At 64.3% G+C, this 20,139-nt stretch carries 19 protein-coding genes; 5 read left to right on the top strand and 14 right to left on the bottom strand.

Annotated elements, in window-relative coordinates; translation table 11 throughout:
- Nucleotides 1-18: 18 nt before the first annotated feature.
- Nucleotides 19-636, bottom strand: a complete 618-nt coding sequence (locus AK81_RS09345) for a tRNA-(ms[2]io[6]A)-hydroxylase (RefSeq protein ID WP_043198484.1) — start codon at nt 634-636, stop codon at nt 19-21.
- Nucleotides 637-793: 157 nt separating this feature from the next.
- Between AK81_RS09345 and AK81_RS09340 the strand changes: the two genes are divergently transcribed.
- The gene (locus AK81_RS09340) at nt 794-1,657 is read left to right on the top strand and encodes a universal stress protein (RefSeq protein ID WP_043198482.1); all 864 of its coding nucleotides are present in this window, start codon (nt 794-796) and stop codon (nt 1,655-1,657) included.
- A 177-nt stretch (nt 1,658-1,834) separates the two neighbouring features.
- On the opposite strand, the gene AK81_RS09335 is transcribed toward AK81_RS09340, so the two are convergent.
- The 7 genes from AK81_RS09335 to fepB form a co-directional block, all read right to left on the bottom strand.
- A complete protein-coding gene (locus AK81_RS09335) occupies nt 1,835-2,038 on the bottom strand; it encodes a formate dehydrogenase subunit delta (protein ID WP_043198480.1) in 204 nt (67 codons plus the stop codon).
- Nucleotides 2,035-4,917, bottom strand: coding sequence for a formate dehydrogenase subunit alpha (fdhF, locus tag AK81_RS09330; protein ID WP_043198479.1), 2,883 nt, complete (start codon nt 4,915-4,917; stop codon nt 2,035-2,037). Before fdhF ends, AK81_RS09335 begins: the two co-directional genes overlap by 4 nt.
- A complete protein-coding gene (locus AK81_RS09325; protein WP_043198476.1) occupies nt 4,914-6,473 on the bottom strand; it encodes a formate dehydrogenase beta subunit in 1,560 nt (519 codons plus the stop codon). The genes fdhF and AK81_RS09325 overlap by 4 nt, the downstream gene beginning before the upstream one ends.
- The gene (locus AK81_RS09320; protein WP_043198547.1) at nt 6,467-6,949 is read right to left on the bottom strand and encodes a formate dehydrogenase subunit gamma; all 483 of its coding nucleotides are present in this window, start codon (nt 6,947-6,949) and stop codon (nt 6,467-6,469) included. Before AK81_RS09320 ends, AK81_RS09325 begins: the two co-directional genes overlap by 7 nt.
- A gap of 414 nt (nt 6,950-7,363) precedes the next feature.
- Nucleotides 7,364-8,404, bottom strand: a complete 1,041-nt coding sequence (locus AK81_RS09315; RefSeq protein WP_043198545.1) for a FecCD family ABC transporter permease — start codon at nt 8,402-8,404, stop codon at nt 7,364-7,366.
- A complete protein-coding gene (locus AK81_RS09310) occupies nt 8,401-9,405 on the bottom strand; it encodes a FecCD family ABC transporter permease (protein WP_050491855.1) in 1,005 nt (334 codons plus the stop codon). The genes AK81_RS09315 and AK81_RS09310 overlap by 4 nt, the downstream gene beginning before the upstream one ends.
- 2 nt (nt 9,406-9,407) lie before the next feature.
- Nucleotides 9,408-10,307 (bottom strand): Fe2+-enterobactin ABC transporter substrate-binding protein, encoded by a 900-nt coding sequence (gene fepB / locus AK81_RS09305; RefSeq protein WP_043198473.1) that lies wholly within the window; start codon nt 10,305-10,307, stop codon nt 9,408-9,410.
- A gap of 109 nt (nt 10,308-10,416) precedes the next feature.
- On the opposite strand from fepB, the gene AK81_RS09300 reads away from it, so the two are divergent.
- The gene (locus tag AK81_RS09300; RefSeq protein WP_043198471.1) at nt 10,417-11,208 is read left to right on the top strand and encodes an ABC transporter ATP-binding protein; all 792 of its coding nucleotides are present in this window, start codon (nt 10,417-10,419) and stop codon (nt 11,206-11,208) included.
- A gap of 144 nt (nt 11,209-11,352) precedes the next feature.
- On the opposite strand, the gene AK81_RS09295 is transcribed toward AK81_RS09300, so the two are convergent.
- The gene (locus AK81_RS09295) at nt 11,353-12,171 is read right to left on the bottom strand and encodes an IclR family transcriptional regulator (protein ID WP_043198468.1); all 819 of its coding nucleotides are present in this window, start codon (nt 12,169-12,171) and stop codon (nt 11,353-11,355) included.
- A gap of 219 nt (nt 12,172-12,390) precedes the next feature.
- Here AK81_RS09295 and AK81_RS09290 point away from each other — a divergent pair, with 219 nt between their 5' ends.
- Nucleotides 12,391-14,475, top strand: coding sequence for a TonB-dependent receptor (locus tag AK81_RS09290; protein ID WP_050491854.1), 2,085 nt, complete (start codon nt 12,391-12,393; stop codon nt 14,473-14,475).
- 139 nt (nt 14,476-14,614) lie between these two features.
- On the top strand, nt 14,615-15,922 hold the full coding sequence (locus AK81_RS09285) for an NtaA/DmoA family FMN-dependent monooxygenase (protein WP_043198466.1): 1,308 nt from the start codon (nt 14,615-14,617) through the stop codon (nt 15,920-15,922).
- 150 nt (nt 15,923-16,072) lie between these two features.
- Here AK81_RS09285 and AK81_RS09280 read toward each other — a convergent pair whose 3' ends face one another.
- The 5 genes from AK81_RS09280 to AK81_RS09260 form a co-directional block, all read right to left on the bottom strand.
- Nucleotides 16,073-16,654, bottom strand: a complete 582-nt coding sequence (locus tag AK81_RS09280; protein WP_043198464.1) for a hypothetical protein — start codon at nt 16,652-16,654, stop codon at nt 16,073-16,075.
- A gap of 94 nt (nt 16,655-16,748) precedes the next feature.
- Nucleotides 16,749-17,843 carry a dimethylsulfone monooxygenase SfnG gene (sfnG, locus tag AK81_RS09275; RefSeq protein WP_043198463.1) on the bottom strand — a complete coding sequence of 365 codons (1,095 nt, stop codon included), beginning with the start codon at nt 17,841-17,843 and terminating at the stop codon, nt 16,749-16,751.
- Between the two features lie 176 nt (nt 17,844-18,019).
- Complete coding sequence (locus AK81_RS09270; protein ID WP_043198462.1) at nt 18,020-18,307, bottom strand: DUF3077 domain-containing protein; 288 nt, start codon at nt 18,305-18,307, stop codon at nt 18,020-18,022.
- Between the two features lie 147 nt (nt 18,308-18,454).
- Nucleotides 18,455-18,712: a hypothetical protein gene (locus tag AK81_RS09265; protein ID WP_043198461.1), complete on the bottom strand. Its 258-nt coding sequence runs from the start codon at nt 18,710-18,712 to the stop codon at nt 18,455-18,457.
- A gap of 406 nt (nt 18,713-19,118) precedes the next feature.
- Complete coding sequence (locus AK81_RS09260; protein WP_043198459.1) at nt 19,119-19,751, bottom strand: hypothetical protein; 633 nt, start codon at nt 19,749-19,751, stop codon at nt 19,119-19,121.
- A gap of 207 nt (nt 19,752-19,958) precedes the next feature.
- On the opposite strand from AK81_RS09260, the gene AK81_RS30615 reads away from it, so the two are divergent.
- Complete coding sequence (locus AK81_RS30615) at nt 19,959-20,081, top strand: hypothetical protein (protein WP_275452971.1); 123 nt, start codon at nt 19,959-19,961, stop codon at nt 20,079-20,081.
- Nucleotides 20,082-20,139 lie beyond the last annotated feature (58 nt).

Here is a 20,139-nt window from a genome sequence, read left to right as displayed (position 1 = left end):
TTGGCCGCCTGGTGCGAATCAGGCGGCCAGCGCTTGCGGGATACCGCTGTGGAAGCGCAGCTCCTGGTCTGGGGACTGGATCAGCTCCATTTCTGCAGCGCGCACCAGTTCAACCCGGCGGGCAATGTCCGCCTCATCACCGTAGTTGTGCGCCAGTTTCAGGTAGCCCTGGTAATGGCGCGCTTCGCTTTTCAGCAGGCCGTGATAGAAGCGGCCCAATTCTTCGTCCAGGTGCGGCACCAGCGCAGCAAAGCGCTCGCAGCTGCGTGCCTCGATGAACGCCCCCACCACCAGCGTATCCACCAGCTTGACCGGCTCGTGAGAGCGCACCAGCCGGCGCAGCCCCGAGGCATAGCGGCCCGCTGACACCGGCCGCAGTGGCACGCCACGGCGCTTCATCAGGCGCAGTACCTGCTCATGGTGCACCAGTTCCTCGCGGGCCAGGCGCGACATCATGTTGATCAGGTCGAGGTGGGTGTTGTACTTGGCCATCAGGCTCAAGGCGGTGCTGGCGGCCTTGAATTCGCAGTTCTTGTGGTCGATCAGCAGGGTTTCCTGGTCGGCGAGCGCCGCTTCGATCCAGGCGTCTGGCGTCGGGCAGCCAAGAAAGGCATCGATTTCGGGGATCAGGGACATAAGCGTGCAACCACACAGAACAGGCAGGGCCGGCGATTATACCGGCGGCGGCGGGCGGCGCCAGTGGCTATGCTTCTTGATGTACATCAAGCGCCAGCGGGGGGCGCGCCGTCTATAGTCAGGCATCGGTCGCCACCTTTGAAGGGAGCTAACGCCCATGCAAGCCGTCCGCAGCATCCTCGTCGTCCTCGACCCAGAGCACGCCCACAGCCGGGCGCTGACCCGGGCCAAGCTGATTGCCGGCGTCACCGGCGCACGCCTGCACCTGCTGATGTGCGACAAGAAGCATGACCACCACGCACTGCTTAGCTTGCTGAGCAGCCAGTTGCACGATGACGGGTACGACAACGTCACCCATGAGGAGGCCTGGCGCGACAACCTGCATGACACCATCATCTATGTGCAGCAGGCCGAGGGCTGCGAGCTGGTGATCAAGGAGCACCGCCCGGACAACCCGCTGAAAAAAGCCCTGCTCACCCCCAGTGACTGGAAGCTGCTGCGCCAGTGCCCGTGTGCCGTGCTGATGGTCAAGAGCGAACGGCCGTGGACCGGGGGCAAGATTCTGGCTGCGGTGGACGTGGGCAACCAGGACGACGACCACCGCCGCCTGCATGCGAGCATCATCGACCATGGCTATGCCATCGCCGGGCTCGCCAAGGGCGAACTGCATGTCATCAGTGCCCACCCGTCGCCAATGCTGTCGGCCTCGGACCCGGCGTACCAGTTGAGCGAGACGATAGAAAACCGCTACCGCGAAGCGTGCAAGGCGTTCCAGGCTGAATACGGTATCAGCGAAGATTGCCTGCATGTGGCTGAAGGGCCGGCGGATGTGCTGATCCCGTTTACCGAGAAGAAGCTTGATGCGGTGGTGACGGTGATCGGCACCGTGTGCCGCACGGGGATTTCCGGGGCGTTGATTGGCAATACGTCGGAGGTGGTGCTGGATGCGCTGGAGGGGGATGTGCTGGTGCTCAAGAGCGAAGAAGCCATCGCTCACCAGGCCGAACTGGCCCGCGGCTGACGCAATTGACACGATTGGCGCGGTCCCTGTAGGAGCGGCCTTGTGTCGCGATGGGCCGCGAAGCGGCCCCAAAATCTGCACCCCGGATATTCCTGACAGACCGCACTCGCTGGTTTTGGGGCCGCTTCGCGGCCCATCGCGACACAAGGCCGCTCCTACAGGGACCGCGCAGACCCGCTAGGCAAACGCCTCGCGCACCTTCGGGTCCAGCCCCTCCCCCGCATTTTCCTCGATCCACTCCGCCAGTTGCCGGCGCATGGCCGGCGTCCAGAAGCTCTGCAAATGCTGCCGCACCCCTTGCACCGCCAGCGCCCGGTTTGGCTCACTGTCGAAGTAATGGGCAATCTGGTTGGCCATCTTGACCAGGTTGTCGCTGCTCATCGGCGCACCTCGGCTTTCTCCGCTGTACGGCGTTCCTTCAGCAAGCGCCGCTGTTCGTCACTGAAGTCCTGGTAGCGCTTCTGCCATTGCGATGGCTGGAACACTTTCACCACTTCCACTGCCGTCACCTTGTACTCGGGGCAGTTGGTGGCCCAGTCGGAGTTGTCGGTGGTAATCACGTTGGCCCCCGACTCGGGGAAGTGGAACGTGGTGTACACCACCCCCGGCGCCACCCGCGCGCTAACCTTGGCACGCAGCACGGTCTGCCCCGCGCGGCTGCCAATGCCGACCCAGTCACCGTCCTGAATGCCACGGCTTTCGGCGTCGGTCGGGTGGATTTCCAGGCGGTCGGCATCATGCCAGGCGACGTTGCCGGTGCGCCGGGTCTGGGCGCCGACGTTGTACTGGCTGAGGATGCGCCCGGTGGTAAGCAGTAACGGGTAGCGGTTGTTGACCTTCTCGTCAGTGGGCACGTAGCCGGTGAGCATGAAGCGGCCCTTGCCGCGCACGAACTGGTCGATGTGCATGGTCGGCGTGCCGTCGGGCGCAGCGTCGTTGCACGGCCACTGCAAGCTGCCATGGCGGTCGATCTCGGCGTAGCTGACGCGGCGGAAGGTCGGCGTCAGGCGGGCAATCTCGTCCATGATCTCGGACGGGTGGCGGTAGTTCATCGGGTAGCCCAGGGCGTTGGCCAAGGCTACGGTCCCTTCCCAGTCGGCCTTGCCGGCCAGCGGCTCCATCACCTTGCGCACCCGCGAAATGCGTCGCTCGGCGTTGGTGAAGGTGCCGTCCTTTTCCAGGAACGAGCTGCCCGGCAGGAACACATGGGCGAATTTGGCCGTTTCGTTGAGGAAGATGTCCTGTACCACGACGCATTCCATGGCGCGCAAGGCCGCCGTGACGTGCTGGGTGTTGGGGTCGCTCTGGGCGATGTCCTCGCCCTGGCAGTACAGCGCCTTGAAGCTGCCATCCAGCGCCGCTTCAAACATGTTGGGAATACGCAGACCCGGGTCGGGCTGCAAGGTCACGCCCCAGGCGCGTTCGAACTCGGCGCGCACGCCTTCGTTGGAAATATGCCGGTAACCGGGCAGCTCGTGGGGGAACGAACCCATGTCACATGACCCCTGCACATTGTTCTGCCCGCGCAGCGGGTTCACCCCTACCCCTTCACGGCCGATGTTGCCAGTGGCCATGGCCAGGTTGGCGATGCCCATCACCGCAGTGCTGCCCTGGCTGTGCTCGGTCACGCCCAGGCCGTAGTAGATGGCCGCGTTGCCACCGGTGGCATACAGGCGCGCCGCGGCGCGGATCTGCTCGGCGGGCACGCCACAGACCGGGCCCAGCACCTCGGGGGCGTTGTCTGCCTGGCTGACGAAGTCGCGCCAGCGGGCAAAGTCTTCGGTTTCGCAGCGGGCGTCGATGAAGCGCTGGGCAAGCAGGCCCTCGGTGACGATCACGTGGGCCAGGGCGTTGAGCATGGCCACGTTGGTGCCCGGGCGCAGTTGCAGGTGCAGCTCGGCGCGGGCGTGCGGCGAGTCGACCAGGTCGATGCGCCGTGGGTCGATCACGATCAGCCGCGCACCCTGGCGCAGGCGGCGCTTGAGCTGCGAGCCGAACACCGGGTGAGCGTCGGTGGGGTTGGCGCCGATCACCAGCACCACATCGGCCTGCATCACCGAATCGAAGCTTTGCGTGCCGGCCGACTCACCCAGGGTCTGTTTCAGGCCATAGCCGGTAGGCGAGTGGCACACCCGTGCGCAGGTATCGACGTTGTTGTTGCCAAACGCCGTGCGTACCAGTTTCTGCACCAGGTAGGCTTCTTCGTTGGTGCAGCGGCTGGAGGTAATGCCGCCAATCGAATCGCGCCCGTATTTGAGCTGGATGCGGCGGAACTCGCTGGCAGCGTAGGTCACTGCTTCGTCCCAGCTCACTTCCTGCCACGGGTCTTCCAGGCGCTTGCGGATCATCGGCTTGGTGATGCGGTCCGGGTGGGTGGCGTAGCCCCAGGCGAAGCGGCCCTTGACGCAGGCGTGGCCGTGGTTGGCGCCGCCGTTCTTGTCCGGGACCATGCGCACCAGCTGGTCGCCTTTCATTTCAGCGCGGAACGAACAACCGACACCGCAGTAAGCGCAGGTGGTGATCACCGAACGCTCGGGCTGGCCAAGCTGCACCAGGCTCTTTTCCGTCAGCGTCGCGGTTGGGCAGGCCTGCACGCAGGCGCCGCACGACACGCATTCGGACGCGAGGAAGTTGTCGCCACCCGCTGCCGCCACCCGCGACTCGAAACCACGGCCGGTGATGGTCAGGGCAAAGGTGCCCTGGATATCTTCGCAGGCGCGCACGCAGCGGCTGCAAACGATGCACTTGCTGGGCTCGTAATCGAAATACGGGTTGGAGACGTCCTTTTTCTCGGCCAGGTGGTTGGCGCCGTCGTAACCGTAGCGCACCTCGCGCAGGCCCACCTGGCCGGCCACGGTCTGCAGCTCGCAGTTGCCGTTGGCCGAGCAGGTCAGGCAGTCCAGCGGGTGGTCGGAAATGTACAACTCCATCACGTTGCGGCGCAGGCCGGCAAGGCGTGGCGTTTCGGTACGCACCACCATGCCTTCGCTGACCGGCGTGGTGCAGGAGGCCGGGTAGCCGCGCATGCCGTCGATTTCCACCATGCACATGCGGCACGAGCCAAAGGCTTCGAGGCTGTCGGTGGCACACAGTTTGGGGATGCTGGTGCCAAGCATGGCCGCAGCGCGCATCACCGAGGTGCCGGCAGGCACGCTGATGGCGCGGCCGTCGATGCTCAGGCTGACCTGCACATCGCTGTCACGGGCCGGGGTGCCGAGGTCGCTGCTTTTATCAGAAGCGGGGTCGAAGAAATTGATCACTGCGCGGCCTCCGTGGTGGTCAGCCCAAAATCGGCGGGGAAGTACTTGAGGGCGCTGGCCACCGGGTAGGGAGTCATGCCGCCCATGGCGCACAGCGAGCCGTACTGCATCGTGTCGCACAGGTCGCGCAGCAACAGGGCCTGGTCGTGGCGCTCGGTGAAATCAGTCGTTGCGATCAACCGGTCGACCACTTCCATGCCGCGGGTGGAGCCAATGCGGCACGGGGTGCACTTGCCGCAGGATTCTTCGGCGCAGAACTGCAAGGCGAAGCGCGCCATGCTGGCCATGTTCAGGGTGTCGTCGGCCACCACCACACCGCCGTGGCCGAGCATCGCGCCCATGGCGGCGAAGGCTTCATAGTCCAGCGGGGTGTCGAAGTGGCTGGGGGGAACCCAGGCGCCGAGCGGGCCACCGACCTGCGCGGCCTTCAGCGGCCGGCCACTGGCCGTACCGCCGCCGTAGCCCTCCACCAGCTCGCGCAGGGTCAGGCCGAACGCACGCTCTACCAGGCCGCCTTGGCGGATATTGCCGGCCAGCTGGAACGGCATGGTGCCCAGCGAGCGGCCCATGCCGAAATCGCGATAGAACGCTGCGCCCTTGGCCAGAATGATGGGTACTGAAGCCAGAGTGAGCACGTTGTGCACCAGCGTGGGCAAGCCGAACAGGCCCTGTAGCGCGGGCAATGGCGGTTTGGCGCGGACGATGCCGCGCTTGCCTTCGATGGATTCCAGCAACGCTGTTTCTTCGCCGCAGATATAGGCGCCGGCACCCACCCGCACTTCAAGGTCGAACGCCTGGCCGCTGCCGGCTACGTCGGTGCCGAGGTAGCCGGCGTCACGGGCGATGGCGAAGGCCTGGCCGAGCACGCGGATGGCATCGGGGTATTCCGAGCGCACATAGATGTAGCCCTTGTCGGCCCCCACGGCGAGGCCGGCAATGATCATGCCTTCGATCAACAGGAAGGGGTCGCCTTCCATCAGCATGCGGTCGGCAAAAGTACCGGAGTCACCCTCGTCGGCGTTGCACACCACGTACTTCTGCCCAGCGCCGGCGTCACGCACGGTGCGCCACTTGATACCGGCAGGGAATGCCGCACCGCCACGGCCACGCAGGCCGGAGTCGAGCACGGCCGCGACCACATCGGCACCGTTCAGGGCCGCGGCCGCTTCAAGGCCGGCGAAACCGCCATGGGCGCGATAGTCGGCCAGCGACAACGGGCGGGTGATGCCAGCGCGGGCGAACAGCAACCGCTGCTGGGTTTTCAGGTAAGGGATTTCTTCGACCAGCCCCAACGCCAGCGAGTGGCCACCGGGTTCGCCGGCCAGGGCATCGAGCAGTGACGGCACGTCTTGCGCAGTAACCGGGCCGAAACCCAGGCGCCCTTGCGCACTGTCGCACTCGACCAGCGGCTCCAGCCAGTACAGCCCGCGTGAGCTGGTGCGCTGGATGTCCAGCGGCAACTGGCGGCGTTCGGCCTCGCGCTGCAGGGCATCGGCAACGTGGTCGGCCCCTACGGCACGGGCCACCGAGTCGCAGGGGATGTAGAGCTTCAGCATGCTGCGTCCTCCTGGCAAGCGTTCACCAATGCGCGTAGCCGCTCAGGGGTAAGCCGCGCATGCACCTGGCCGTCCAGCTCCAGCGCCGGCGAGCAGGCGCAGGCACCCAGGCAGTACACCGGGCGCAGGCTGATAGCGCCGTCGGCGCTGGTGCCATGGTCGTCCAGTGCCAGCTGATCACGCAGTTGCGCGGCCAGGGCCTCGGCGCCACGGCTTTGGCACGATTCGGCACGGCACAGGCGCAGGGTATGGCGCGCCGGCGGCGATGTACGGAAGTCGTGGTAGAAGCTGATCACCCCGCGCACTTCAGCCAGGCTGAGGTTCAGGGCATGGGCAATTTCGGGGATAGCAGCCTCGGGGATGAAACCGATGTCGTGCTGGATGGCATGCAGGATCGGCAACAGGGCGCCGGGGGCGTCTTTGTCGCGGGCCAGAATGCGCTGGATCACGGGCAGGTGGAGCAACTCATCAGACATACAGCGGACCTCGGCATCACGGACCCCGCCTGAATTGTTGTGGGGGCAGGTATCCGGCGTGTTCTGCTGCGGCGCGTCGGCCACGTCACGGTTGCGCGGCGCGGACGGCCTCCTTGCCCACGGCCGCGCATCTGCGCACGCTGGTCCGAAGGCATCCTGCAAGCATGGCACTTGTGGCGCCAGGGGGTTGTGTGCGAACGACCAGGCGCATCCTGAAACCGACGCGGGTATTTTCTGCAGCTGCGCAGTCTGCTTCTGTGGGAGCGGGCATGCCCGCGAAGAACCCAGCGCGGTGGATGGCACCGGCTTCTCCGGTGTTCGCGGGCACGCCCGCTCCCACAGTGATCGAGCAAACTCTTAGATTTTGAACAAGACAGTTGCTCCCACAAGAGCAGACCGCGCAAGGCTTTGCAGCTATTGAGGGTGCTGTGGTCGCTGGGTCGTAATCAACCACAGCAAATAGCAACCACCCAACACCCCGGTCACCAGCCCCACCGGCAGCTGCGCCGTGGCCGCCAGGCGCTGGCTCAGCCAGTCAGCCACCAGCAGCAACGCTGCCCCCATCAAGGCAGCGCACACCAGCGGCACCCCCGCTGTGCGCGTCAGCCGCCGTGCCAGTTGCGGGCCGGCCAGGGCGATGAAGGCTATTGGCCCCGCTGCGGCAGTGGCAATTGCCGTAAGGCCCACAGCGGCAAGTACCAGCCGCAACCGCGAACGCTCCACCGCCACGCCCAGCTGGCTGGCCGTGCCATCGCCCATTTCCATCAGCGCCAGTTCACGCCTGTGCAGCAAAGCCACCGGCACAATCAGCGCCAGCCCCAGCGCAGCCGGCATCACATGGGCCCAGGTGCGGGTGTTGAGCGAACCGGCCAGCCACAGCTGGGCGAACAACGCCTGGTCGAGGTCGCCGGTAACCAGCAGCAGCTGGTTCAGGCCCGACAGCGTGGCGCCCATGCCAATACCCACCAGCACCAGCCGATAACCCTGGCTGCCCTGCCCGCGACGCGCCAGCAGAAGCACCAGCAGCGCGGTAAGCATGCCGGCTGCCACCGCCGCCAACGCGGTGGCCAACGGCCCGGCATCGAACAGGATGATCTGCACGATGGCACCGCTCGCCGCACCGGTGGTAAAGCCGATGACATCGGGCGAGCCCAGGGGGTTGCGGGCGATCGACTGGAAGATCGCCCCGGCCATGCCCAGCGCCGAACCTACCAGCACCGCCGTGAGCACCCGCGGCAAACGCACGCGGCTGACGATGCGGTCCACCACCGCGTTATCCCCCTGCCCCAGCAGGCTGGCCAATACCTCGCTTGCACGAATCGGCAGGCTACCCGTCCCCAGCAGCAGCACCGCCAGGCCTATCACCAGTAACGACAAGACGCTGCCGACCAGCACTGCACGCAGGCTGAAGCGCAGGCTCAGGCGCCCACACCGAAACACGCGCAATCCATTCACAGCTGACATAGCCGAAACCTGCCGATCAGTACGATAAAGGCCGGCCCGCCCAGCAACAGCGCCAGGGTCCCGGCGGCCAGCTCCGCGGGTGCTGCCAGCACGCGGCCAAGCAGGTCGGCACCCAGCAGCAACAGGGCCGCGATCAGTGCGGCATACGGCAGCATGCGCCGGTAGTCCGGCCCAACCAGCAACCGTGCCAGGTGTGGCGCCACCAGGCCGACAAAGCCGATCGGCCCGGCAATAGCGGTTGCGCTGCCGGCCAGCAGCATCAGCGCCACGCAGGCCAACGCCCAGGTCATGCGTACATTCACACCCAGCGCCCGGCCCAGATCACGGCCCAGCGCCAGGGCGTTGAGTTGTGGCATCAAGGCTGCCGACAGGGCCAGCCCCAAGGCGATGGCCAAGGTCGGCAATGGCAATGCAGCCGTGCTGCTGCCAGCCAACGAACCTGCCGCCCAATGGCGGAAATGGTCGTAGACCTGCGGTGGGGTGTTGAGCACCACGATCGCCGTGAGCGAGGCCAGCAGCATGCTCAGCCCCGCCCCGGCCAGTATCAGGCGCACCGGGTTACTGTCGGCAGCCCCCGCCTGCCCAAGCAGGAACACGGCAATACCGGCGATGCCAGCCCCGAGCAAGGCCAGTGGAATGTACTGGCTGACCTGGGTCAGGCCAAACAGCGCGACGCCGAGGATTACCGCCAGCGCGGCGCCGGCATTGACGCCCAGCAGCCCGGGCTCGGCCAACGGGTTGCGCGTCAACGCCTGCATCACCGTACCCGCCGCGCCCAGCGCCAGGCCAGCCAGCAATGCCACCAGCGTGCGTGGCACGCGCAACTCGCGCACGATCAGGTGCTCATCGTTATGCAGATCGGGCTGGTAGAGGGCATCGAACACCACGCCGAAGGCAATCGGGTGCGAGCCGATCAGCAGGCTCGCCAGCGCTGCCACCAACAGCATCAACAGCCCTGCCAGCAGCGCAGGGCGCAAGGTTTGGCCAGCCATGGTCAGCGGAAGTAGCCGGCGACGGTGTCGAGCATCTGCCGCCCGGAGTAATAGTCGATGCGGAACGAGCTCGGCCCCAAGGGGTATACGCGCTGGTGCTGCACCGCAGGCAGGTTGGCCAGCACCGGGTCGCTGAGGAATGCCTGGGCGTCTTTGTCGTCGGCGCTGAGCAGGAACACATCGGCATCACCAATGGCGGCGGCCAGGTTCTCGCGGGAAATGAACTGGAACTCGGTGGCGCGAATCACCTGCCCTGCCATGGCCTCGGGCAGCTCGCGCACCTGGAAGCCGAGCGCCGTCAGCAGTCGGGCTTGCGGGCTGATGGTGCGGCCGATGGAATAACTGCCACCGATGTTGTAGCCGATCAGCACCACCGGTCTTGGCGAGGGTTGCAGGCGGGCTGCCGTTTCGCGGGTGTAGTCGTCGAACTGCTGGATCACGGCCTTGGCCTGCTGTTGCAGCCCGGTGCGCGCGCCCAGTTCGGTGGCCAGTGCCTGCCAGGACTGGTTGGAGTAGTTCACCACCAGCGTCGGTACGCCCTGGGCCTTCAGTTCGGCCAGGTGCGGCGCAGCGCTGTCGGCCCCGGTAGCAGACACCACCAGCAGGTCCGGCGCGCTGGCCACCACGGCCTCGATATCGAACTGCAGGTTGCGGTACAGCACCTGCACCTCACGCTGGTCGGCCACGGCGGCCCATTGCGAGAAGAAGCCCTTGCCATCAGTCAGGCGGCTGGGGGTGGCTGCGGCGCTGGCCACCAGCGGCGCCTGCATGGCCAGCAGGATGCCGGTCACGCTCGGGGTGGTGGAGACGATGCGCGCAGGCGCGGCCGCTGCGGTCGGGGTTACGCCAGCCAGCGTCAGGGCGACGGCGGCCAGTGCTGCACAAACTCGAAAACGCTTCATCGATGGGCTTCGCCTTGGGGGAGTCAGCTGCGCATGATAATACTTCTCATGCAGATAATTCCATCATGTAGAATACGTTCCGCAAATCATGCATTGCCAAGGACCGACCATGAGCCCTCGCCTGCAAGCCCGCGCGCTGACGCTGCGCCGCGATAACCGAACGCTGTCGCACGACCTGTCGCTGGACATCCCCGATGGCGCCTTCACCGTGATCGTCGGCCCCAACGCCTGCGGCAAGTCGACCCTGCTGGCGGCACTGTCGCGGCTGCTGGCGCCCAGTTGCGGCCAAGTGCTGCTCGATGGCCAGAACATCCAGCTTCGCCCCGCCAAGGACGTGGCCCGGCGCCTGGCCCTGTTGCCACAGAGTGCCAACGCCCCGGACGGCATCCGCGTGGCCGAGCTGGTCGCACGCGGCCGCTACCCGCACCAGCGCCTGTGGCAACAGTGGTCGGTCGAGGATGAGCAGGCGGTACAGCGTGCAATGCACGCAACGGGTATCGAAGACCTGGCCGAACGGCCGCTGCATGCGTTGTCTGGCGGCCAGCGCCAGCGTGTGTGGATTGCCATGGTGCTGGCGCAGGACACACCGCTGTTGCTGTTGGACGAGCCCACCACCTACCTGGACATTGCCCACCAGTTCGAATTGCTGGAGTTGCTGCGCGACCTGAACCGTCAGGGGCGCACCATCGTGGCAGTGCTGCACGACCTGAACCAGGCCTGCCGTTATGCCAGCCACCTGGTGGCCATGCGCGATGGGGCCATCGTTGCCCAGGGTGCACCGGCGCAAATTTTTACCGAGGCGCTGGTGCAGCAGGTGTTCGGGTTGTCGGGGCTGGTGATTGAAGACCCGGTAAGCGGGACGCCGATGCTGGTGCCGCGTGGGCGTAATGAAGCGCGTTAAGGCCGTTCACACAAGCCCGGCCAGCCCGGCACCCTGTGGGAGCGGGTTTACCCGCGAAGAATACGACGCGGTGCATGGCACCGGCTGCGCCGGTGTTCGCGGGTAAACCCGCTCCCACAGGGATCGCGCAGGCTTTGGATACGCTTAAACGGGTAGCACTGGCTCAGGCGCACCCAGCATGCGCCCACCGGTAGCCTGGTTGACCTGCCCGGCCTCATGGAACAACGCCTGGCGATCCTCCGGCGCCCGCAGCTGCCCCAGGTCGGTCACCGTGGTCATCACGCACACAATCTCTTGCTGCGCATCGAACACCGGCGCCGCCTGCCCCGTCACGCTGGACAACAGATGGCTGGTCAGTTCGGCCCAGCAATGCTGGCGGATCTGCTCCAGCACCTTGGCACTGGGCGGGGTGCCGCGAAAATGCGCCGGCTGCAACTTGCGTGCGGCATCGATGGTGGCCTTGGGCAGAAACGCCTGGAAGATCAGCCCACAGGCGGTGTTGTCGATGGGCAGGATGTCGCCCAATGCCAACGGGTTGATCGAGAAGTAGGCGCTGCGGTACCAACGCACCAGGGTCGGGCCACGGTCGGTCCAGATCGCCACCCCACCGCTGGCAGCATGCCGCTGGGCCAGCCCCTTCATGTGCCGGGCGGCGATTTCCACTGCATCCACACGCTTGAGGGCGCCGATGCCGATGCTGAGCGCGGCAGGCCCAAGGTCGTATAGCGCGCTGGCCGGGTCCTGCTTGGCCAGCCCCTCCTTCACCAGGCTCTGCAGGTAGCGGTGCGCCGTAGAACCGCCGGTACCGGTGCGCCGGGCCACCTCGCCCAGGCTAAGTTCGTTCTCCGCGTTGGCCAGCACATTCAGGAACCGCGCAGCGATCGACACCGACTGGATGGTGCCGGAACGCTTCTCGCCCGGGCTCTCCGGCTCCGTGTCGGCGGGGGACTGCAAAGTGTTCAACGGGGCTATCTCCTCATTTCTGATTATCCGGCCAGGCGCCATCACGGTGGCCGGTTAGCGCGGCTGCCTATCATACCGCCCGCAACCCGGCCTGGCGCGGGTGCTGGAAAATGCAGGCATAACCATACCACTTTGAGGAATAGATTCTTTATTGCGGAATGCAATGGCACCGTGATACCTTGCGCCGCAAACGAGGATCGTTCTCATTTGGAGGTTGTCTTGAAGTACCCTGCGCAACGCTCGATCAGCCATGGATTCGGTGTGCTGACCCTGTCTACCCTGCTTGCTGCCCCCCACGCCCTGGCCGAGCAAGCCCCCACGGCCGGCAGCTCGCAGCTGGTTCTCACCCCGGTGCTGGTCAGCGGCGAAAAGGTCGAGCGAGACCTGCGCAACACCGCCTCGTCGGTATCGGTGAAAAGCGCCAGCGAAATCGACAGCCTCAAGACCGGCAACGCCTCGGTGCACGAAGTGCTCAACGACGTGCCCAACGTGATCTACACCGACTCGGTGGGCGCACCGATCATTCGCGGCCAGGACACCCAGGGCCCGAACAACGGCGCCAACGTGTTCTGGGGCGGCACCGTGCCGCGTGCCACCATCAACCTCGATGGGCACTACCTGAACTACAACGAGATGTACTTTGGCGCGCCGTCGGTGTGGGACGTGGACAGCATCGAGGTGTATCGCGGACCGCAGACCACCAGCCAGGGCGCCAACGCCATCGCGGGGGCCATCGTGGTCAAGACCAAGGACCCGACCTTCACCCCCGAGGCCGCCTACCAGGCGGAGATCGGCAGCTACCATTCGCGGCGCAGCTCGCTGGCCGTGTCCGGTCCACTCACCGACAACCTCGCCGGGCGCCTGGCGCTGGACTATTCCGCGCGCGACACCTTCATCGACTACACCAACCCCGCGTTTGCCAGCCGCAACACCGACCAGGACTTCCGTGCCCTGAACCTGCGCGGCAAGCTGCTGTGGCTGCCCGAAGCGGCACCCGGCCTGGGCCTGAAGTACACCTTCGCCCACGGTGACTCCAACCGCCCCACCCAGGAAGCGGCCTCGCGCCCCTTCCACGACCTGAACCACACCGGCGCCACCATGCCCAGCTGGCACCAGCAGAGCAACACGCATATCGTCGACGTGGATTACGAACTGGACAACGGCATGAAGCTGTTCAACCAGACCCAGTACTCGCTGTCCAACGTGCACCGGGTAACTGGCGTGGCGAACGGCGGCGATGCCGATATCCGCCAGAAGAACTTCTCCAACGAAAGCCGCATCACGTTCGGCGAGCAGCAGGACACCCTCAGCGGCATGGCCGGCCTGTACCTGGCGCGCACCGACTCGGACGAAATCCTGTATTACGGCGGCATCTCGGACTTCGACGACACCAAGCGCAACCTGGGGGTATTCGGCGAAGTCAGCTACCGCCTGAATGACCGCTGGACACTCACCACCGCCCTGCGCCTGCAGCAGGACAAGGTCCAGCGCAGCGGTACCTCGCCGTTCGCCGCCAATGGGCTGGACTACGACAAGACCTTCACCGCACTCCTGCCCAAAGTGTCGCTGGCCTACGCCCTGACCCCGCAATGGACCGTCGGCGGCATGGTCAGCCGCGGCTACAACCCGGGCGGCGTGTCGCTGAACCTGAGCAGCAAGCGCTTCGAGGAATTCGACGATGAGCGCATGTGGAACTACGAACTGTTCGCCCGTGCCAGCCTGCTGGACGACCGTCTGCACCTGAACGCCAACCTGTTCTACATGGACATGCAGGATGCCCAGTACAACATCCCGGTGGTGCTGGCCTCCGGCCTGACCCAGTCCTACACCATCAACGCCGAAAAGGCCCATGCCTATGGTTTCGAGCTGTCGGCGGACTACCGGGTGCTGGACAACCTCACCCTCAAGGCCAGCGCCGGTGCCCTGCAAACCCGCATCGACGACATCGACGCGAACAGCAGCTACGCCGGCAACGAGTTTGCCCGCTCGCCCGGCTACACCGTCAGCTTCGGCCCCAGCTGGGACATTACCGACCGCCTGAACTTCAATGCCCAGGTGCGGCACATCGACGGCTACTACTCGGACGTGGCCAACACCAAGAGCTATGCCATCGACGGCTACACCGTGGCTGACGCGCGCATGAGCTACCGCTTCAACGACCAGGTGCAGGTGTACACCTACGTGAAGAACGTGTTCGACGAGCGCACCCCGACCTATATGCAGACCAACCGTGGCATCGGCGGTATCGAAGCGAGCATGACCGAGCCGCGCACCGTGGGTGTCGGCATCAAAGGCGCCTTCTGATATCAACCGGGGCCGCTTTGCGGCCCTTCGCGGGCACGCCCGCTCCCACAGGTCATCACCCCCCCCCTGTGGGAGCGGGCGTGCCCGCGAAGGGCTGCAAAGCAGACCCACCACCAAAAGCCAGCATCTGGAGACACTGATGACATTCAAAAAAGGCCTGCACATCGGCATGTCGCTAGCCCCCACCTGGCTCAGCGGCGAGGGCTGGCGGCGTGCCGACAGCCGCGTAGAAACGCTGTTCGGCAGCGACTTCGCCATGGACATCGCGCGCCGCGCCGAAGCCGCGCACCTGGACTTCGTGTTCCGCCCCGACGTCAGTTGCGTGGTGGCCGACGCCCTGGAAAGCGGCTCGGGCTTCACCAGCCTCGACCCGACCGTGCTGCTGGCCGCGCTCACCCGCGAGACCAGCCGTATCGGCCTGGTGTCGACTGTTTCGACCACCTTCTTCCCCCCCTACCTGGTAGCGCGTCAGCTGCAGTCACTGAACTGGCTGAGCCAGGGCCGGGTTGGCTGGAACATCGTCACCGCCCTGCAAGGCCACGAGAACTTCGGCCTGGCGGCCATGCCCAGCGCCGAAGAACGCTATGCCCGCGCAGCCGAGTTCACCGAGGTGGTGCAGCGGCTGTGGCGCAGCTTTCCGCAACAGGCCCTGCGAATCGACCGCGAAAACGGTGTTTACGCCGACCCGGCGCAGGTTCAGCCAATCAACCACCAAGGTGACTTCCTGCAGGTGCAGGGCCCGCTCAACCTGCCCGAACAGGGCGCACGCATTCCGCTGATCCAGGCCGGCGCATCCGACAGCGGTCGTGACTTCGCGGCCCGCGTCGCCGACATCGTTTTTGCCCCTACCCCCGACCAGGCCGCGGCCGCGGACCTGCGCCGTGACCTGTCACGTCGCGCGCAAAAGCATGGCCGCCAGGCCGACGACGTTCGCCTGCTGCCTGGCCTGAGCCTGTACCTGGCACCCACCCGCCAGCAGGCACGCGAACTGTTCATGGAAACCCATGCCCGGGTAGACAAGGCACGCAAGTACGCCGCCATCGAGAAGATGATCGGCATCGACCTGGCCAGCTGGCCGAGCGACCGGCGTATTCATGCAACCGACTTGCCGCCGCTGCAGTTGCTGCCCGGCGCCAGCCGGACCCATGTGAGCCTGCTACGGCGCTTGATCGAGCGTGAGTCGCTGCTGCCTGAAGAACTGCTGATGCGCCCGGAAGTGCTGTCGGCGGCGCACTGGCAAGTGATCGGCACGGTAGATGATGCCGTTGCGGAAATTGCCGACTGGGCCGAGGCGGGAGTGATGGATGGCTTTATCGCCGCGCCGGGGGGCTCGTTTGGCTCGGTGTACAGTTTTCTGGATGATGTGGTGCCGCGGCTGGTGGAGCGCGGGTTGTTCCGTGAGCGGTATCACGGGGCGACGTTTGCCGAGCATCTGCAGCGGTATTGAAGGGTCCAAGGGGCTGCTGCGCAGCCCATCGCCGGCAAGCCAGCTCCCACAGGAATGTGGTGGCGCCAGCCACAGCGCTGAACCTGTGGGAGCTGGCTTGCCGGCGATACGGCCCGCGAAACCAGCACACCTGGCGGAGCTACCCTAAGGTCAAGGCGCACCCTTCGCCTCTACCGCCTTGGCGGTCTCAACGAGCTTGTCGAACTTGCGCCTCAGCTGGGCAGACGATTCATCACTCTTGGCCCGCGCTTTGATATTTGTTTCCGAGCTGGCTTTGTCGGCAATGGTCACCACCGTCCAGTCCCAGGATTTGGACACCCAGTAAACCAGTTCACCGTCCGCAGAAAACGCTTCCAAGCGGCCATTGGTATTCGGCACCTCCCTGGCCTGCTTCGTCATTGGCACCAGCTGCTGCACCCGCGCCTCATCGGTGGTTTCCAGCCGGACCTCAACCTGGCGAAGCTGGTCGGCCTCATTGAAAGTCGCCTTCACTTGCGAGATGGGGATACCGCCCAGGTTGTAATTACCCTTGGGGTTATCACCCTGGAAAAAATCGGTAGGCACCTGATAGTGCCACCCCGCCAAATGCTCAACCTTGCCAAACTGCTGCTGCAGAATGGCCAAGGCCTGTGGCTTGGGCATGCCCAGGGTAAACTCGCCGACTTCAAGCGCCGACCAGGCTTGCAGGGGGAAAATCGCGCAGGCGAACAGGAGCGGAAAGGTCCGTTTCATGGGGAAGTCTTCCTTGAAAATAGCCCGCCAACCTAACTCCTGCACGGCAATCAGACAATACTGGCAGGGTGCCAAGCCCACCCTGCCCCAAGCCTTAGGCCACTGCCTTGTCTATGCTGCGCCCGGCTTCCAGCTCACGCACCAGCGGCAACACGTGCTCGCCGAAATACGCCACTTCCTCCTGGAAATGCAGGAAGCCGGACAGGATCAAGTCCACCCCTACAGCCTTCAGCGCCACGATACGCTCGGCAATTTGCCGTGGCGTGCCGATCAGGTTGGTCTTGAAGCCATCGTTGTACTGCACCAGGTCCTCGAAGCTGGATTTCGCCCAGTTGCCCTCGCCCTCCGGGCTGGCAGCCCCGGCGTGCTTCACCTCCTGGCCAAACGCCCGCACCGCCTCGGGGTTGGCCTTGTCGATGATTTCCTGCAACACCGCACGCGCCTCTTCCTCGGTGTCGCGGGCGATGATGAAGGCATTCACCCCAACCTTGACCGAGTGGCCGTTGGCTGCGGCCTTGGCGCGGAGGTCATCGACCTGGGCCTTGATCCCTTCCACGCTGTTGCCGTTGGTGAAGTACCAGTCCGACACCCGCGCGGCCATGTCCCGCGCCGCACGCGAACTGCCGCCCTGGAAGATCTCCGGGTGCGGTTGCTGCAGCGGCTTGGGTTTGAGGTTGTAGTTACGGAAGCGATAAAAGTCGCCGTTGAAGGTGAAGTTGTCTTGCGTCCAGATGCCCTTGAGCGCGCGGATGAACTCCTCGGAACGGCGATAGCGCTCGTCGTGGTCCAGCCACGGCTCACCGACCGCATGAAACTCGCCCTTGAACCAGCCCGAAACCACGTTGATGGCGATGCGGCCATTGGTGAACTGGTCGATGCTCGCCAACTGCTTGGCCGCCAGCGTCGGGTTCCACGGGCCAGGCAGAATGGCAGCAATCACCTTGAGTTTTTCCGTGGCGGCCAGCAGCGCGTGGCTGATGGTGACCGACTCGTGCTGATTGTCGGCGCCGTAGCCGGCGGTAAAGCGGATTTGCGACAGGGCGTAGTCGAAGCCGGATTTTTCAGCGATTTGCGCAAGCTTGCGGTTGTAGTCGATGTCCCAGCTGGTGCGCTGCTCGATGGTGCTGACCACCAGGCCACCGCTGACGTTGGGTACCCAGTAGGCGAACTTGATCGGGGTGTGGCTCATAGGGTGGCTCCTTGAGAATCCTTGGGGTTCAAGGGGACAGGAGCAGCAACTGTGCCAACGGCTGAGTTGCTTTACTTTCAACGCGTTAGCGATATGGGCCGGCGATGTTGGCTGCATGTGGTCAAACACGCTGTCGGATCACTGTTGCCTGCGCAACATCGCCGCTTGCTGCTAACTCACCGGTTTTTGCGCATGCCCATGTGCGCGTCATCCATCAAGGCCTTGGCCATGTCGCAAAGAAAGTGCGACGCCCAGACCAGCACCGGTTCGTTGTCCATCACCCCGATAAACGATGCGCGCCGCGAGCAGTCCATCAACACCGAGGCCTGTTCGACGGCATGGTCACAGCAGTTACCGGGTTCGACACGGAACAGCTTCTTGCCGTCGATGATACCGTCCAGAAACGTGGCCGAGCCTACAGTCAGGCCCAAGGTACCGGTGTCGTCATCCAACTCTTTATCCATCTGAAACCTCTTCTGATTTTGCCGGCCAGTGAAGCTGCCCTATTGCAACGGCCCTGCTACGCGGTCGCGAAGTAGTCAGAACCTGGGGCTGCTCCCCCTATCCTGTGGGAGCGGGTTCACCCGCGAACACGGGCGCAGCCCGTGCCATCAATGCAACGTATGTATCTGCGGCCTGCCCCTGAGCTGCACCTGCGCAATCGCCGACTCCAGCAACGAACGCACAGCCTCCACTTCATGCATGACCGCCAGAGTCATGATGGTGGCGGGAGACTTGGGTAGCGTGGAGATGGCGTGATGGCCTACGGACAAGGCACAGAGTACGTATTCGGTGGCCTGGATCAGAGTGTCTTCCAGGTGGTGCGATGGGTCGGAGGAAATGGGTGGATCCGGGACAATTTTGAGCATGGTCACATCTCGATTTCGTGAGAGAAAACCACACCCCATCCCTTGCAGAGAATGGGTGGCGGCTGCGTACGGGCCTGCAAGACCGGGGAAGATCGAGAAACCCGGCTGACCCGAAGGTCACCCGCACGCAGCCACCATTAAGCACAACCATTGGCGCAGGCCAACGGCTAGAGGGTGAGCACGCTTTCGATACTTCCCCGGGCTTGCAGACCCGGTCGTTGAATTTGCAACGACAGGTCGAGACTAGGGGGCTCAGGTTTCCATCGCAATGGCGAAACGGCTTGAAAAGGATGATTCAGAAATGGACTACACGGAAGGGAAAAAAACTGATTCTTTCTTGTAGGACCAAGCAGGCCTTCCCTGAATATTCCTTGCACCCCTCACAACTTCGCGTGGCTTGTGCCCATCAAAGAGCCAACCGCGCCAGCCGTTGCAGGGCCAGAATCACTTCCTCGTCCTGCTCCTCCAGTACATCTGCCTGGATAAGAGCGATCACAGCCTTCAACAACTCGGTCTGGTTCACCCCTGTTTGTTGTTGCAGCGCAAGCATGTCCTGCGCCATGTGCGGGTTGACCTTCATCGACAACCGTCGCGTAGCACTGGAGCGCGCGAGCCCGCGCTGCTCTCTCTGTTCATTCAGCGCCTGGACGAATGTTTGGTGCGCAGCCTGCAATTGCCCATCCTGCTGCACCTGCGCCAACTGTTGGAAATAGTACGCAAGAAACAACTTGCGCAGATTGGCCCCCGCCTCGCGACTGACCGCATGCATGGCCGCATCCAGCACATCCAGGTAGACCGCCGGCAAACGCGCCTCGATCGACTTGAGCTGCTGCTGGCGCGCCTCGTGAATGGCTGGCGTGGATTGCGGTGGCAGCGCAACCACGCCATCGCAATGGGTACACACGCCCACCAGAATGTCCCTGGCCAACCCCTTGCCATCGCTGAACGGTACATCGCGTCGGGTATAGCGAGTGGGCACCACTGCCTGGCAGTGCTCGCACAGTGCTTTTCCGCTATCCCCTTCGAACAGAATCTTCATGATCTGGGTACTCACTGGTGAACGCTTATGAACCAGGTGTCAGGTTCGATAAAAAGAATGCGCGCTGGGCCTCCCTGAAGCCGATCTTCATAACTCACCCCTGCCAATACGAAAATCATCGTACAAAATCCGGATCAAATCCACAGCCCGCTAAGACAACGCGACCAGCGGTGCGCCTGCCGATTCGAGCGATAACCCGGAACACGCATGAACTATGGCCCTGACAGCCGCAAGGCGGCGCAAGGCAATGTAACCATTGTTTTCATGGCTGCTCGCGATGTGAAGAAGCATGAAAAATTATTTATCAATATATTTTCTCATTTGATGTAGCTTCTCATTCGCACAGAAATGCCCCCATTACCATTCTCCCGCCTCAGGACTTCTCCCT

Source organism: Pseudomonas putida W15Oct28, from assembly GCF_000708715.2.
GTDB lineage: Bacteria > Pseudomonadota > Gammaproteobacteria > Pseudomonadales > Pseudomonadaceae > Aquipseudomonas > Aquipseudomonas putida_R.
This window is presented reverse-complemented; position numbering and strand designations above follow the sequence as displayed.